Annotated in this window: 12 protein-coding genes and 7 pseudogenes; 18 read left to right on the top strand and 1 reads right to left on the bottom strand. The window is 45.7% G+C overall.

Annotation, left to right across the window (positions count from 1 at the left end; translation table 11 throughout):
• Positions 1–31: 31 nt before the first annotated feature.
• From trpX to G5B60_RS11415, 17 genes and pseudogenes are all read left to right on the top strand, one after another.
• Positions 32–1027, top strand: a complete 996-nt coding sequence (trpX, locus tag G5B60_RS03925) for a tryptophan ABC transporter substrate-binding protein (RefSeq protein WP_164682745.1) — start codon at positions 32–34, stop codon at positions 1025–1027.
• A 20-nt stretch (positions 1028–1047) separates the two neighbouring features.
• On the top strand, positions 1048–1917 hold the full coding sequence (locus tag G5B60_RS03930; protein WP_164682747.1) for an ABC transporter permease: 870 nt from the start codon (positions 1048–1050) through the stop codon (positions 1915–1917).
• Positions 1914–2672 (top strand): annotated as a pseudogene (locus tag G5B60_RS03935) (ABC transporter ATP-binding protein). The gene G5B60_RS03930 and the pseudogene G5B60_RS03935 overlap by 4 nt, the downstream one beginning before the upstream one ends.
• A gap of 172 nt (positions 2673–2844) precedes the next feature.
• A pseudogene (locus tag G5B60_RS03940) lies at positions 2845–4488 on the top strand (ribonuclease J).
• A 12-nt stretch (positions 4489–4500) separates the two neighbouring features.
• Positions 4501–5238 (top strand): alpha/beta hydrolase, encoded by a 738-nt coding sequence (locus G5B60_RS03945; RefSeq protein WP_164682749.1) that lies wholly within the window; start codon positions 4501–4503, stop codon positions 5236–5238.
• Positions 5239–5412: 174 nt separating this feature from the next.
• Complete coding sequence (locus tag G5B60_RS03950) at positions 5413–6132, top strand: matrixin family metalloprotease (RefSeq protein ID WP_164682751.1); 720 nt, start codon at positions 5413–5415, stop codon at positions 6130–6132.
• 160 nt (positions 6133–6292) lie between these two features.
• Entirely contained in the window at positions 6293–6964 is a 672-nt protein-coding gene (gene rpiA, locus G5B60_RS03955) for a ribose-5-phosphate isomerase RpiA (RefSeq protein WP_164682752.1), read from the top strand.
• Positions 6965–6977: 13 nt separating this feature from the next.
• Positions 6978–8183 (top strand): annotated as a pseudogene (locus G5B60_RS03960) (phosphopentomutase).
• 159 nt (positions 8184–8342) lie between these two features.
• Positions 8343–8537 carry a dihydrofolate reductase family protein gene (locus G5B60_RS03965; protein ID WP_164682754.1) on the top strand — a complete coding sequence of 65 codons (195 nt, stop codon included), beginning with the start codon at positions 8343–8345 and terminating at the stop codon, positions 8535–8537.
• A gap of 3 nt (positions 8538–8540) precedes the next feature.
• Entirely contained in the window at positions 8541–8627 is an 87-nt protein-coding gene (locus G5B60_RS11775) for a hypothetical protein (protein ID WP_430523658.1), read from the top strand.
• Positions 8628–8724: 97 nt separating this feature from the next.
• On the top strand, positions 8725–9534 hold the full coding sequence (locus G5B60_RS03975) for a purine-nucleoside phosphorylase (protein ID WP_164682756.1): 810 nt from the start codon (positions 8725–8727) through the stop codon (positions 9532–9534).
• A gap of 10 nt (positions 9535–9544) precedes the next feature.
• Positions 9545–10255, top strand: a pseudogene (locus G5B60_RS03980) (glutamine amidotransferase-related protein).
• Entirely contained in the window at positions 10248–10454 is a 207-nt protein-coding gene (locus G5B60_RS11405; RefSeq protein WP_241154492.1) for a hypothetical protein, read from the top strand. Before G5B60_RS03980 ends, G5B60_RS11405 begins: the two are co-directional and overlap by 8 nt.
• Positions 10455–10496: 42 nt before the next feature.
• Positions 10497–11477, top strand: a pseudogene (locus G5B60_RS03985) (chloride channel protein).
• Positions 11478–11490: 13 nt separating this feature from the next.
• Positions 11491–12201, top strand: a pseudogene (gene deoD / locus G5B60_RS03990) (purine-nucleoside phosphorylase).
• 154 nt (positions 12202–12355) lie between these two features.
• Entirely contained in the window at positions 12356–12523 is a 168-nt protein-coding gene (locus G5B60_RS11410) for an aromatic acid exporter family protein (protein WP_241154493.1), read from the top strand.
• Between the two features lie 6 nt (positions 12524–12529).
• Entirely contained in the window at positions 12530–12781 is a 252-nt protein-coding gene (locus tag G5B60_RS11415) for a hypothetical protein (protein ID WP_241154494.1), read from the top strand.
• Between the two features lie 41 nt (positions 12782–12822).
• On the opposite strand, the pseudogene G5B60_RS04000 reads toward G5B60_RS11415, so the two are convergent.
• Positions 12823–13734: pseudogene (locus G5B60_RS04000) on the bottom strand (LysR family transcriptional regulator).
• A gap of 125 nt (positions 13735–13859) precedes the next feature.
• Here G5B60_RS04000 and G5B60_RS04005 point away from each other — a divergent pair.
• Entirely contained in the window at positions 13860–14372 is a 513-nt protein-coding gene (locus tag G5B60_RS04005; protein ID WP_164682758.1) for a hypothetical protein, read from the top strand.
• Positions 14373–14378: the final 6 nt, after the last annotated feature.

Consider the following 14378-nt stretch of genomic DNA (forward strand, 5'->3'; position numbering starts at 1 on the left):
TGAAGAAATAGTAGTTATTAGGAGGCAAAAGATGAAAAATAAAGCGTTAATCGCAACGTTAATCGGTTTAGTGGTCTTAGTTTGTGGCTCGCTCATCTATGACGCAACAAGTAACCAAGCAGGCAGTAAAAATAAGGTCGTCAAGGTCGGTATCTTGCAGTATGTGACTCATGATGCGCTGGATGAGATTGAGCGTGGGATTGTAGACGGCTTGAAAGACGCTGGTTATTCTGGTGCTAATATCAAATTGACCGTGCTCAAGGCCGAAGGCGACCAAAGTAAGATTCAAACCATGAGCAGGCAGTTGGTCGCTGCTAAAAATGACGAGGTCATTGGTATTGCGACACCAGCAGCCCAAGGTTTAGCGTCAGCGACCAAGGACATCCCAGTTGTCATGGGAGCTATCTCAGACCCAGTTGGCGCAAAGCTAGTCAAAAACCTCAAAAAACCAGAGGGCAATGTGACAGGTGTCTCTAACCAAGTCCCTATCAAGCAAACAGTGGAGCTCATCCAAGAGGTGACACCATCTGCCAAAACTATCGGTGTGCTCTACGCTAGTAGCGAGGACAACTCTGTCTCACAAGTCGCACAGTTTAAAAAATACGCTCAAAAGGCAGGCTTAAGCGTCAAAGAATACGCAGTACCGACAACCAATGAAATTAAAACCACCATGTCTGTCATGACTGGGCAAGTTGATGCGGTCTTTGTCCCACAAGACAATACCATCGCAAGCGCCTTCACGACCGTTGTCAATGAGGCAAATAGTGCTAAAATCCCAGTCTACTCAAGTGTTGATACTATGGTGAAGCAGGGCAGTATCGGCTCTATCGCACAAAGTCAGTACGGTCTTGGGACAGAGACAGCAAAAGTGGCGGTTAAGCTATTAGCAGGACAAAAGGTGGCAGATGTTCCTGTCAAGGTTGTTGACACAGGGACAGCAACGCAGAACTTGAAGGCAGCTAAGTTGCTAGATATTACCATCTCTGATGAGCTGCTCAAAAGAGCAGATATTGCGGTTAAAGAATAAGGATAGGAAAAGAGAAGATTATGATTATTTCATCTGTATCACAGGGCTTGCTCTGGGGAGTATTGGGGTTAGGGAATTATCTGACCTTTAGGATTTTGAATTTTCCAGATATGACAACAGAAGGTTCTTTTCCGCTAGGAGGAGCGGTTACAGTGACTCTTACAAACAGTAACGTCAATCCTTTATTGGCAACGCAAGCGGGTATGATTGCAGGCATGCTGGCTGGTCTGGTCACAGGACTCTTCTATACAAAGGGCAAGATTCCAACTCTTCTGGCTGGGATTCTAGTCATGACCTCTTGTAACTCAGTCATGCTCATGGTTATGGGACGAGCAAACTTGGGGCTGTCTGACCACAAGACACTGCAAGACTATCTGCCATTTAGCGACGATGTCAATTTATTGGTGCTTGGTTTGATTGCGGTTGTGCTGGTTATTAGTTGTGTGCTGTATTTTCTCTACACACTCTTTGGGCAAGCTTACATCGCAACAGGAGATAATCCAGAGATGGCAAAGAGTTGTGGTATCAACACCGACCGCAAGGAGGACATGGGACTTGTCGTCTCAAACGGCTTGATTGCGCTATCAGGCGCTCTTGTCAGCCAGCAAGACGGCTATGCGGACGTTTCTAAAGGGATTGGTGTTATTGTTATCGGGCTTGCTAGCATTATCATTGGTGAGGTGCTCTACTCGACTAGCCTGACTCTTCTTGAGCGCGTGATTGCTATTGTGATTGGCTCTATCTTGTATCAATTTTTAATCACAGCAGTTATCGCCCTAGTCTTTAATACCAATTACCTCAAGTTGTTCAGCGCCATTGTGCTTGCTATTTGCCTCATGGTGCCAGTACTCAAGCAGAAGATTTTTAAAGGGATGAGGTGGTCAAGATGAAAACAATTGTCGAGTTAAAAGATGCAACTGTCCAAGTCAATAACGGCTTTGATGAGGTCAAGACCATACGTGACCATGTCAATCTAACCATTTATGAGCACGATTACATTACCATCTTAGGGGGAAATGGTGCTGGGAAATCAACCGTGTTCAATGTTATTGCAGGCACACTCATGCTAACAGGTGGCAGCATTTCCATTCTCGGCGAGGACGTGACGCACCTGCCTGCGCAAAAGCGAGCTAACTATCTTGCACGTGTCTTTCAAGATCCCAAGATGGGAACAGCGCCACGAATGACCGTCGCTGAAAATCTCCTTATTGCCAAATTCCGAGGGCAAAAACGTGGTTTTGTGCCACGTCGAATCCATCACTACCAAGAAGAGTTTGAGCAATTAGTGCAAAAAACAGGAAATGGCTTAGAAAAGCACTTATAGACGCCGACAGGGCTTTTATCTGGTGGTCAACGTCAGGCGCTTAGACTTTGGATGGCAACCTTGCAGCGCCCTGAGCTCTTGCTACGTGATGAGCACACGGCAGCGCGTGACCCTAAAACGAGCGTATCATTGAAGAACTTGACCGATGAGTTTGTGACTGGGGATAAGCTGACAGCGCTCATGATTACCCACCACAAGGAGGACTCTCTCAAGTACGGCAAACGTGTCCTAGTCATGAAAGACGGCAAAATCGTCTCTGACCTAAATCAAGCACAAAAACAAGAAATTACCATCACAGACTATTATCAGTTGTTGGACTAATATTATGAAAAGACTAGTGAAAACTAGACTTTGTAGCGCTTTACAGCCCTTAAGAGAAAGTTTGATGAAATTATGGTATAATGAAAGAGCTATAAATTGACTTGCTAAGAGCAAGGACCGTATGTAAATGAAAACAATTAAGGAGTAAAAACAAAAGGAAGATATCAAAATCATGGCACTGGGAGGTGTTCGAGAAAATGGTAAAAACTTATACATCGTAGAAGTCAACGACTCAATTTTTGTGCTGGACGCTGGGCTGAAATATCCAGAAAATGAACAGCTCGGTGTGGATGTGGACATCCCAAACTAGGAGTATCTGATTGAGAACAAAAGGCGTGTGCAAGGAAACTTTGTGACCCATGGGCATGCCGACGCTATCGGGGCTTTGCCTTACATCATCTCAGAAGTGCGTGCACCTGTGTTTGGCTCGCCTTTGACTATAGAATTGGCAAAGCTATTTGTTAAAAACAATAGCTCTGTTAAAAAATTCAATAATTTCCACGTGATTGACAGAGAAACCGAGATTGAGTTTCAAGACGCTGTGATTACATTCTTTAAGACCACACACTCTATCCCAGAAAGTATGGGGATTGTCGTGGGAACAAAAGAGGGCAACATCGTCTACACAGGTGATTTCAAGTGTGACCAAGCAGCCAGAAAATATTACCAAACAGACCTTGGACGTCTAGCTGAGATAGGACGAGAAGGGGTCTTGGCTCTTCTTTCAGACTCGGCAAATGCTAGCAGCACCGAGCAGACTGCGAGTGCGTTTGAGGTGGGCGATGAGATTGCTAATGACATCGGAAGCGCTGAAGGACGTGTCATTGTAGCAGCAGTAGCCAGCAACTTGGTGCGAATCCAACAAGTGTTTGACGCAGCAGCAGAGTACGGACGTAAGGTGGTCTTGACTGGGTTTGACGCAGAAAATATCGTCCGCACAGCCACCCGCATGAAAAAAATCCGTCTGGAGGACAGCCAACTCTTCATCAAACCAAAGGACATGAGCCGCTTTGCAGACAATGAGCTGGTTATTCTTGAGACAGGGCGTATGGGTGAGCCAATTCACGGGCTTCAAAAGATGGCGATTGGACGCCCCCGCTATGTTGAGATTAAAGAGGGCGACCTTGTCTTTATCGTCACAACGCCCAGTATAGCTCAAGAAGCGCTGGTTGCACGTACGGAAAACGTGATTTACAGGGCAGGCGGGACAGTCAAAGACATCACGCAAGACTTGCGTGTGACTGGTCATGCCAACGGACGTGACCTCCAGCTCATGCTTAACCTTCTAAAACCACAATATCTCTTCCCTATCCAAGGGGAGTAACGTGACTTGGCTGCTCATGCTAGTCTGGCTCAGGAAGTGGGCATGTTTCCAGAAAACATCTATATCGTCAAACGTGGAGACGTCATGGTGCTTCATGAGGACGGCTTTGTCCATGAGGGCGGTATTGCTGCTAGTGATGTGATGATTGAAGGAAATTCCATCGGTGACGTAGGTAACATCGTTTTGCGTGACCGCAAGGTGCTCTCAGAGGACGGTATCTTTAACGTTGCCATCACGGTCAATAAAAAAGAAAAGAAAATCGTCTCTAAAGCTAAAGACCACACACGTGGTTTTGTCTACGTTAAAAAGAGTCGTGACATTTTACGTGAAGGCGCTGAGTTGGTCAATGCCAGCGTTGAAAATTACTTGGCGCAGGACACCTTTGACTGGGGTGAGCTAAAGAGTGCGGTGCGTGACGATATCAGCAAGTTCCTCTTTGAGCAAACCAAACGTCGTCCAGCTATTCTCCCTGTTGTTATGGAAGTGCGTTAAGGAGGTAAGATTATGGCATTTTTAAAGATTGAATACCATACAAGGGCACTGGCAATGGAGCGTTGGGTCAATGTCATCTACCCAGATGGTTTTGAGATTGACGAGTCAGAGGTGGATGCTACAGACATTCCTGTCTTGTATCTGCTCCACGGTATGGGTGGCAATGAAAACTCATGGCAAAAACGAACAGGCATCGAGCGACTTTTGCGTCATACCAATCTGATTGTGGTTATGCCCTCGACAGACCTCTCTTTGTATACCAATACCAAGTATCAAATGGCTTACTACGATGCGATTGCGCTTGAGTTGCCACAAGTTTTGCAGCGCTTTTTCCCAAACATGACCACAAAGCGTGAGAAAACCTTTATTGCAGGGCTTTCTATGGGTGGCTACGGCGCTTACAAGATTGCCATGAAAACCAAACGTTTCTCTCATGCCGCTTCTTTTTCTGGTGCTTTAGGCTATTCTTACGACATGCTGGCTGTAGCGCTCAATGATACCAATACTACACCAGCCTACTGGGAAGGAAACTTTGGAGAGCTGACTCCTGAAAACTTTGAACAGCATAGCTTGTCCACTATGGCGGAATCTTCTGATAAGAAAACTAAGTATTACTCTTTGTGTGGGTATGAGGACTTCCTTTTTGAGCTCAATGAAAGAGCGGTCAAAGGCTTTACAGAGCTTGGCTTAGACATTGAGTACCACAAAGACCACGGCAAGCACGAGTGGTATTATAGGAACAAGCAATAGGAAAAACTCTTTGAGTGGCTACCGATTGACTATAAAAAAGAAGAACTCTTTTCTTAAAAAAGACATAAATGTCTCTCTTTGTCGTGTGATTTGTAATGTTTTGCTATTGTCTTGTCACAAAAGTTTGTTATAATGAGGGTCAAGATTTTATGAAAATAGATTGTGAGATTTTGTATGACATCCATTTTTAGAATGTTATTTGCCACTCCACGAGCTATTGTACGGCTTGTTTGGCGCTTGTTTTGGGGAATTGTCAAGACAGCTATTGTTCTTTGTGTGATTCTATTTGCAAACAATTTTTACGCCGAACATAGTAATTCTGCTCTTGCCCAATCCATCTTTCAGATAAGAGAGACTGTATCCAATTTTTTTAGTTCAACGTCAGCATCTGAACTCAAACAAACTCTCTCTCATCTCTCAACAGATGATTTTGTGACTTATGACGGTGCACGCTGGACGCATCCAAAAGCGACAGTTTACATCGCCTCAACTGACGCCCCCTTAGTGGCAGCTTACCAAGAAGCTCTAGCAAATAGGAATGCCACAGGAATCTTCACCTTCACACAAGTGACGAATAAAAGTGACGCTCAAATCATCTTGACCGATGAGTCAGACAGCAGCAGTCAAGCAGCAGGACTCGCAGAGCTTAAAACCAAAAGCGTGACCAACCATATCACGCATGTTGACGTAAAACTCAATCGCTATTATCTTTTAGACAATGATTTTGGCTACACCTATGAGCGCATTGTCAATACAGCTGAGCATGAGCTGGGGCACGCCATCGGTCTATCTCATGATGACAACGAAGACTCTGTCATGCAGTCGTCAGGTTCTTACTATGGTATCCAGCAAGTGGATATAGCAGCTGTCAATAAACTCTATCAAGAAAACTAGTTTTATAGGATATCTTTTCAGGCAGGCTTTGCCTGCTTTGTAGCTGTAAATACTAGCATGAAAATGCTGTCAGACGGGCTAAAAAATGGTATAATAGAATCATTAGAGGCTTTGGATGAATCGTCAAAGCGCAGTTAATGATTAGAGTATAGGAGTAGCTATGGAAGAACTTAAAAAAATTGCTGGTGTCACAGCAGCGCAGTATGTCAAAGATGGTATGACAGTAGGTCTAGTCACAGGCTCAACCGCTTATTATTACGTTGAGGAAATCGGACGTCGTGTTCAAGAAGAAGGGCTCAAAGAGGTTGGTGTCACAACCTCTAACCGCACAACAGCGCAGGCAGAGAGTCTTGGTATTCCGCTAAAATCAGTAGATGAGATTGACAGAATCTACGTGACGGTGGATGGCGCTGATGAGGTGGATCCAGAGTTCAATGGTATCAAAGGGGGCGGTGGCGCTCTTCTTATGGAAAAAATCGTTGCCACACCGACCAAAGAATACATCTGGGTAGTGGATGAGAGCAAGGTTGTCAAACACCTTGGCGCTTTCAAGTTGCCTGTTGAGGTGGTTCAGTACGGTGCAGAGCGACTTTGGCGTGTCTTTGCTGAAAAAGGCTACAAGCCAGCCTTACGTAAGCAGGACGGTCAGCGCTTTGTGACAGATATGGGCAATTTCAACATTGACCTTGACCTAGTCAAAATCGATAATCCTATAGCTTTTGCCAGCATGCTGGACACAACAGTTGGTGTTGTTGAGCACGGTTTATTAAACGGAATGGTCAATAAAGTGATTGTCGCTGGGAAAGACGGCGTCACAGTTTTAGAAGCATAAAAAGGAGACAATTATGTCAACGTTTGAACGTATTCATCTTGTTGTATTAGACTCTGTAGGGATTGGAGCCAGCCCTGATGCCAAAAACTTTGCCAACGCTGGTGTTCCTGATGGTGCCTCTGATACATTAGGACATATCTCAAAAGCAGTTGGACTGGATGTGCCACACATGGCTGAGATAGGTCTAGTCAACATCCCACGCCTTCAAGCCCTTCAAACAGTACCACAAAATGACCAGCCAACAGGCTATGCGACTAAGCCAGAAGAAGTATCTCTTGGTAAAGACACCATGACTGGTCACTGGGAAATCATGGGGCTCAACATCACAGAGCCGTTTGATACGTTTAGGAATGGTTTTCCAGAAGACATCATCACTAAAATCGAGGCATTTTCTGGACGCAAGGTCACCCGTGAAGCCAACAAGCCTTACTCAGGAACTGCTGTTAACGAGGACTGTGGTCCCCGTCAGATGGAAACTGGTGCGTTGATTATCTACACCTCTGCTGACCCAGTCCTTCAAATTGCAGCGCATGAGGATATTATCCCGCTAGACGAGCTTTACCGTATCTGTGAGTACGCACTCTCTATCACACTTGAGCGTCCTGCTCTTCTAGGACGTAACATTGCTCGCCCTTATGTGGGAGAGCCTGGCAATTTCACACGTACAGCTAATCGTCATGACTATGCGGTGTCTCCATTTGCACCAACAGTTCTCGATAAGCTCAATGAAGCAGGAATCGACACTTATGCAGTCGGAAAGATTAACGATATCTTAAACGGAGCTGGTATCAACCATGACATGGGGCACAACAAGTCAAATATGCACGGCGTGGATACTTTGATTAAAACCCTCAACCTTGCTGAATTTAAGCGTGGTTTCTCCTTTACCAACTTAGTCGACTTTGATGCGCTTTACGGACATCGTCGTGACCCGCAAGGCTAACGTGATTGCTTGCATGACTTTGCTAAGCGCTTGCCAGAAATTATCGATAATCTAGGTGACAAGGATCTGCTCTTAATCACAGCTGACCATGGTAATGACCCAACTTATGCTGGAACAGACCACACACGTGAATACGTGCCACTCCTTGCTTACAGCAAAGCTATCAAAGGAAGCGGTGAACTGCCAGTAGGACACTATGCGGATATCTCAGCGACCATTGCTGAAAACTTTGGCGTTGAAAAAGCCATGATTGGAGAATCTTTCTTAGATAAATAGGTATAAAGCATGCAAAGCAGAAAACTCATCGCTTACCTAGGGCTTAGTTTGGACGGCTACATCGCAACGCTAGATGAGCGTGTGGATAGGCTAGGGGCAGTTGAGGGTGAGGGCGACAAAGGCTAAGGCGACTTTTACGCTGGCATTGACACAGAGCTCATGGGGCGTAAGACCTATGACTGGATTAACCAGCAGATGGCTTACTACCCTTATCCCGACAAGACAAACTATGTCTTTACGAAAAGACCCCTTGAGACTCCTTATGCCACGGACATCACGGAAAATCCCGAGGATATTGTCAGGTGCTTAAAAGCGCAGCCTGGTGGTGACATATGGCTGTGTGGAGGTGGCTGACTGGTGTCTAGTCTCTTAAAAAGCGGACTAGTAGACAGACTCCCCCTCACCTTTGCCCCTATTATCCTAGGTAAGGGTATCTCTCTTTAACAAAATATACGAAAAGAACAGACACTAAAATTACGTGATAGTCGCCGCCATGGACAGTTTGTCGAGCTGAATTATCAAGTCAACAATGAGGAAAGCAATGACATTAGTAGAAAAAATCAATGAAACCTGTGACTTCTTGCGCCAAAAAGGCATGACAGCACCTGAGTTTGGGCTTATTTTAGGCTCAGGTCTAGTTGAGCTCGCCGAAGAAGTGGAAAATGCTGTCGTGCTAGACTATATCGACATCCCAAACTGGGGACGCTCAACTGTTGTTGGACATGCTGGAAAGCTGGTCTACGGTGACCTTGCTGGACGTAAAGTGCTAGCACTTCAAGGGCGTTTCCACTTTTATGAGGGCAATCCACTTGAAGTCGTGACCTTCCCTGTGCGTGTCATGAAAGCACTAGTTTGCGAGTGTGTGCTTGTAACCAATGCAGCAGGCGGTATCGGCTTTGGACCAGGGACACTCATGGCGATTTCAGACCATATCAATATGACTGGTCAAAACCCACTCATTGGCGAAAACTTAGACGACTTTGGTCCACGCTTCCCAGATATGTCCAATGCCTACACAGCAGATTATAGAAAAACAGCCTTAGCCGTTGCTGATAAATTAGGTGTTAAGCTGGACGAGGGTGTCTATATCGGCGTGACAGGACCATGCTACGAGACGCCCGCAGAAACCCGTGCCTTTAAGACTCTTGGAGCTGACTCTGTAGGTATGTCAACTGTACCAGAGGTTAACGTAGCAGCGCATTCAGGTCCCAAGGTGCTAGGTATCTCAGCCATCACTAATCACGCTGCAGGCTTCCAAAGCGAGCTTAACCATGAGGAAGTTGTGGCTGTGACAGAGCGTATCAAAGAAGACTTCAAGACCTTAGTCAAAGCCATCTTAGCAGAATTGTAAGAGTCTTTTCATGAATATTCACTTTATTATTCATGAGGATTTTGAAGCGCCGGGTGCTTACATGGACTGGGCGAGGGAAGCCAAACATCAAGTGCGCGCAACGAGGCTTTACCTAGTCGAGCAGTTGTCAAGCTCTAGCGCTGACTTTGCTATGCTGATTGACATGGGAGGACCGCAAAGCCCTAGCACCACACTAGCAGACTGCCCTTACTTTGATGCGCACGCAGAAACCCGCGTGATTTCAGATTGTATAGCACAGGATAAATGGGTTGTCGGTGTCTGTCTTGGAGCGCAGCTTTTGGGCGAAGCCTATGGGGCTAAGACCGAAAAAAGCCCTCAGCAAGAAATCGGCAATTTTCCGATACAACTGACAAAAGAAGTCTTTGAGGATAAGTGCCTACGAGCCTTACCAGAAACCATGACAACTGGGCATTGGCATGGGGACATGCCAGGCTTGACGGCTAAGGCGCAGGTGCTTGCGACAAGCGAGGGCTGCCCACGTCAAATCATCAAGTATGCGGATAAGCACTATGCTTTGCAGAGCCACTAGGAGTTTTCAAAAGAGCTAGTCTCAAGCTAAGTCGCTCAAGAGGAAAATCTGGATGAAAAAGCGGCGTCACAGGAGTTTGTACAAGGGAAAGAAGAACTGCTATCTTATGATTATAGCCAGATGAATGCTGTACTCAAGCAGTCCCTAGAGGAGTTGACTGCCAGTGGCTAAATTGCCCTACACTCTTCGCCTCTGTCTTGCTGTTTTGCTCACCAGCTTCTTTGCTGGCTTGAGTGGTATTCTCATGCATGAGCTTTTGAATGTCGTTGAGTGGCTAGTTTATGGCAAGTCCATGGAAAATTTTCTGACCTTGGTGACACACACGACGCCTATTAGACTCTTTCTTTCTATTTTTGTCATGGGGATATAGGTTTCTATTTTCTGGTATCACCAGCAGCGTAAACACTCTCTGGTGTCTATCAAAGAGCAGTCTACGAGTAGCAAAGAAAGTAGCCTGCGTCCTCGCTTTTGGCAGCATATTCTGCACACTTTTGTTCAGATTGCCTTAGTCGGAGCAGGTGGTCCTGTCGGAAAAGAAGTAGCGCCACGTGAGTTTGGGGCACTGAGTGCAGGGCGTGTTGGACATCAATTTGCGCTGACCTTAAAGGACAAGCATTTGCTGATTGTGTGCGGTGCTTCTGCAGGTTTGGCGGCTGTTTATCAGGTGCCTTAGTCTAGCTTTTTCTTTGCCTTTGAGACCTTTGCCTTGACCTTTACATTGCGAAGCGGTGTTAACGTCCTCTTTACGACCTATGCAGCAACGGCTCTATCCAACCCCATCGTCACTAGCCGTGCTAAGTATGATGTGGCAAAGGTGTCATTTTCAGGCAGCAATCTGCCAGCGCTGGTTCTTCTTGCGATCCTGATTGCGCCCTTGGCTGGCTGTTTTCTCTCTCTAACTCAGAAGTCAAACCATTATCGCAAAAAGGATAGGGCGATTTTGTACACACTTCCTTTAGCGACACTGGTGACAGGGAGTTTTGCGCTCATTTTTCCCTCTATTTTGGGCAATGGAAGTGCCCTAGTGCAGGAATCTTTTAATGGTATTGGCTTTTCAGGAGCTGCCGTTCTATTTGACATCAAGGCAGCTGTGGTCTTTCTTTGTCTTGGAGCGGGAGCTTACGGAGGCACCTTGACGCCCTCTTTTGCCTTGGGCAGTTTATTGGGGTTAATGCTCTTTGAAGTGTCTCACACTTTTTTAGGGATTGCACATCCGGAGCTGTGGATGTTAGCAGGGGCAGCGAGTTTTCTGGCGGTGACCATGAAAGCTCCTCTCACCTCAGCAGGCTTAGCTGTCGCCTTTACCAAACAAGACCCGATGTTACTCATTCCCATTTTATTTTGCGTCTTTTTGACCACTACACTACACCAATTTTTAACCAAAGAAAACTAAGGAGTTCTATTTTATGTCTATTCATATCGAAGCTAAAGTCGGTGATATTGCTGCTAAGATTTTATTGCCAGGGGATCCTTTGCGTGCCCAGTTTATCGCAGAAAACTTCCCAGAAGATGCTGACTGCTTAAACAATGTCCGTGGTATGCTTGGCTATACAGGTACCTACAAGGGAGAGCGTGTCAGTGTCATGGGGACAGGGATGGGGATGCCGTCTATCTCTAATTATGCCACAGCGTTGATTACCTCTTATGGGGTGAAAAAGCTCACCCGTGTGGGAACAGCAGGTTCGCTTAACAAAGACGTTCATGTGCGTGATTTGGTGCTTGCGCAAGCTGCAGCGACAACCTCAAGCATGATTAAAAACGAATGGCCTTAGTATGATTTCCCGCAAATCGCTGACTTTGCATTGCTTGACAAGGCTTACCATATCGCAAAAGACCTCTGTATGACGGTTCATACAGGAATCGTCTTGTCTGTTGACGCCTTTTACTCAGACTTTGCAGACACCAACGTCAAACTAGTTGAGATGGGTGTAAAAGCCGTTGAGATGGAAGCAGCAGCCCTTTACTACCTAGCCGCTAAACACAAAGTGCAAGCGCTAGGTATCATGACCATTTCAGACAGCTTGGTCAATCCAGATGAGGATACAACAGCACAGGAGCGCCAAACAACCTTCACAGCTATGATGAGAGTTGGCTTGGAGACCTTGATTTCCGATTAAGTGATAGACCATACCCCTCTCCAGCTGGAGAGGGGTATTTGTCTTATACTTTAGACGGACACTCTTAACATCTCTAAGCAATTGTGTTATAATTTTGGTCAAAAGGGGGAGATGTGTTGTGCCTACATTCACACGATTAGATGTTAAGGTTTAGGTGTCGGTGCTGTTAGCGGTATTTTTTGCTTGGATGCTACCTAGCTTATCTGTATTGCCAGCAGCTTTTGCAGCGCTTTTATGTGTGCAGGAGGAGCAAAAAGGGACTTACAAGGCTGGGCTCAATCGGCTACTTTCTACTTTTATTGGCGGGGCGCTTGGTGTTTAGGTGGCTATGGTAGCGACAGCTTGGTCGTCAAAAGCCCTAACCTTTATGGCGCTTGCTCTTGCTATCAGTCTTACTCTTTGGCTTAGCAAAATCGTTAAACTGCCCCCTTTTATCGCTCGAATCGCTGTTTTAACCCTCCTTTTGGTTGTCTTTGTTGGGCAAGGGCAGAGCTTTAACTACATCGTCGAGCGCTTGATTGCGACCCTCTTTGGTGCTTTGATTGCTTGGGGTGTTTCAGCTGGATTTAGCAAGTGGTAAGAGAACAGTAAAAAAGTGCACTCCAGACGGAGACGCACTTTTTAGTTAACGTTTAATGGGACTTCTTCACGCAGATAGTCAATAAATTTTTCTCCCATCTTCGAGAGATTCGCCTTCTCGTGGCGGATATAGACGATGTCAATCATATCCTCGACATCAAGCGGGATATAGACGATATTGTCCCCGTTGAGTTTACTGTTTAGGCTACCTGTGGCAATGGTGTAGCCGTCTAAACCGATAAGCAGGTTAAAAAGTGTCGCACGGACACTGACCACGATAGACTTTTTATGCGGAAACTGGGACATAAACTCCTCTGAAAAGTAAAAGGAGTTGTGAATCCCTTGGTCATAACTCAGATAAGGAAAGTCTTCCCAGTCTTCTAAATGAATCAGCTTTTTCTTGTCGAGAGGATTGTCTTTGCTGACAAAGATATGAGGATGCTCCTTAAAGAGTCTAGTATAAGTCAGGTGATTGTCGTCAAACATCTTGGTCAAGACATCACGGTTGTAGCTGTGAAGAAAAAGCACACCAATCTCAGAGCGAAAATTTTTCACGTCGTCAATGATTTCCCAAGTTCTGGTCCCACGCAAAAAGAGTTCGTACTGGGTCATGTCCGCCTCACCTAAAAGCGAGACAAAGGCATTGACCACAAAGGCGTAGTGCTGGGAGGAGACTCTAAAAAGCTCACGGTGCGTCGTCTTAGACTTGTAGCGCTCCTCAAGCAGAGCCGTCTGCTCAACGACCTGACTGGCCTAAGACAAGAACTCCACGCCGTCCTTAGTGAGGGTGATACCTTTTGGATTGCGGTTGAAAATATCAATGCCCATCTCACTCTCCAAATCACGCACAGCGTTTGACAGACTAGGCTGTGTAATGAAAAGCTGTTTAGCAGCTTCGTTCATGCTCCCTGTTTCGACGATTTTGATAATGTAGTGTAACTGTTGAATTCGCATGCTTTGAGTTTAGCTCAAATGCGTTTTATTTTCAGGTATATTGTAGGATTGGTTTCTTTTTTAGGTTAATTATGCTATATTTGAAGCATTACACAGAATCGATAGAAGTAGCAGGTAAAAGTTCTATGTCCAATGAACAACAAGACAAACATCAGTTGAAGATTCAGAAATTATTAGTCAGTATCCACTTCGAGACGCTTTTTCGAGACGAGCTGAGATGGCTAGACAAGTCAAGTTCATTGCAGGGCACGGGCTACTCGACAGTGCAGGTCAAGGAGGCTACCAAGGACATCTTGCAGGCGATTGACGCCCTGGATAAGCAGACACTCTTGATTCAGTCCATTTTTTGGTACGATGAGTCTTCCTTTAAGCTCACGGATAAGACCTTGGAGGTTGTTGAAACGTGGTTAGCTGGTATTGAAAATATCTTTGAGATTTGCCAAAGTAAGGAGATCTTTCAGGCTATCATCAAGGATAAAGGTCATGTTGGCTTTGCGGTATTGTCGGATGTTTACACCTCATTGATTGCTATTTACCGCTCGCTAAATGGTTTTGATGACAAGGTAGAGGTGGCGTCTATTGTCGCTAAAACCTTGACCACAGCAGATGACGACACAGACCTTACCTTTGACTACTAGGAGTCT

It is taken from the genome of Streptococcus hyointestinalis, assembly GCF_011039275.1.
GTDB lineage: Bacteria > Bacillota > Bacilli > Lactobacillales > Streptococcaceae > Streptococcus > Streptococcus hyointestinalis_A.

Bases quoted from the DNA above. Each gene is read 5' to 3' on its own strand.
- G5B60_RS03965 (WP_164682754.1), top strand. From the start codon at position 8,343: ATGGGGCGTAAGACCTATGACTGGATTAACCAGCAGATGGCTTACTAC.
- G5B60_RS03975 (WP_164682756.1), top strand. From the start codon at position 8,725: ATGACATTAGTAGAAAAAATCAATGAAACCTGTGACTTCTTGCGCCAA.
- G5B60_RS11415 (WP_241154494.1), top strand. From the start codon at position 12,530: ATGGTAGCGACAGCTTGGTCGTCAAAAGCCCTAACCTTTATGGCGCTT.
- G5B60_RS03930 (WP_164682747.1), top strand. From the start codon at position 1,048: ATGATTATTTCATCTGTATCACAGGGCTTGCTCTGGGGAGTATTGGGG.
- G5B60_RS03950 (WP_164682751.1), top strand. From the start codon at position 5,413: ATGACATCCATTTTTAGAATGTTATTTGCCACTCCACGAGCTATTGTA.
- rpiA (WP_164682752.1), top strand. From the start codon at position 6,293: ATGGAAGAACTTAAAAAAATTGCTGGTGTCACAGCAGCGCAGTATGTC.
- trpX (WP_164682745.1), top strand. From the start codon at position 32: ATGAAAAATAAAGCGTTAATCGCAACGTTAATCGGTTTAGTGGTCTTA.
- G5B60_RS03945 (WP_164682749.1), top strand. From the start codon at position 4,501: ATGGCATTTTTAAAGATTGAATACCATACAAGGGCACTGGCAATGGAG.
- G5B60_RS04005 (WP_164682758.1), top strand. From the start codon at position 13,860: ATGTCCAATGAACAACAAGACAAACATCAGTTGAAGATTCAGAAATTA.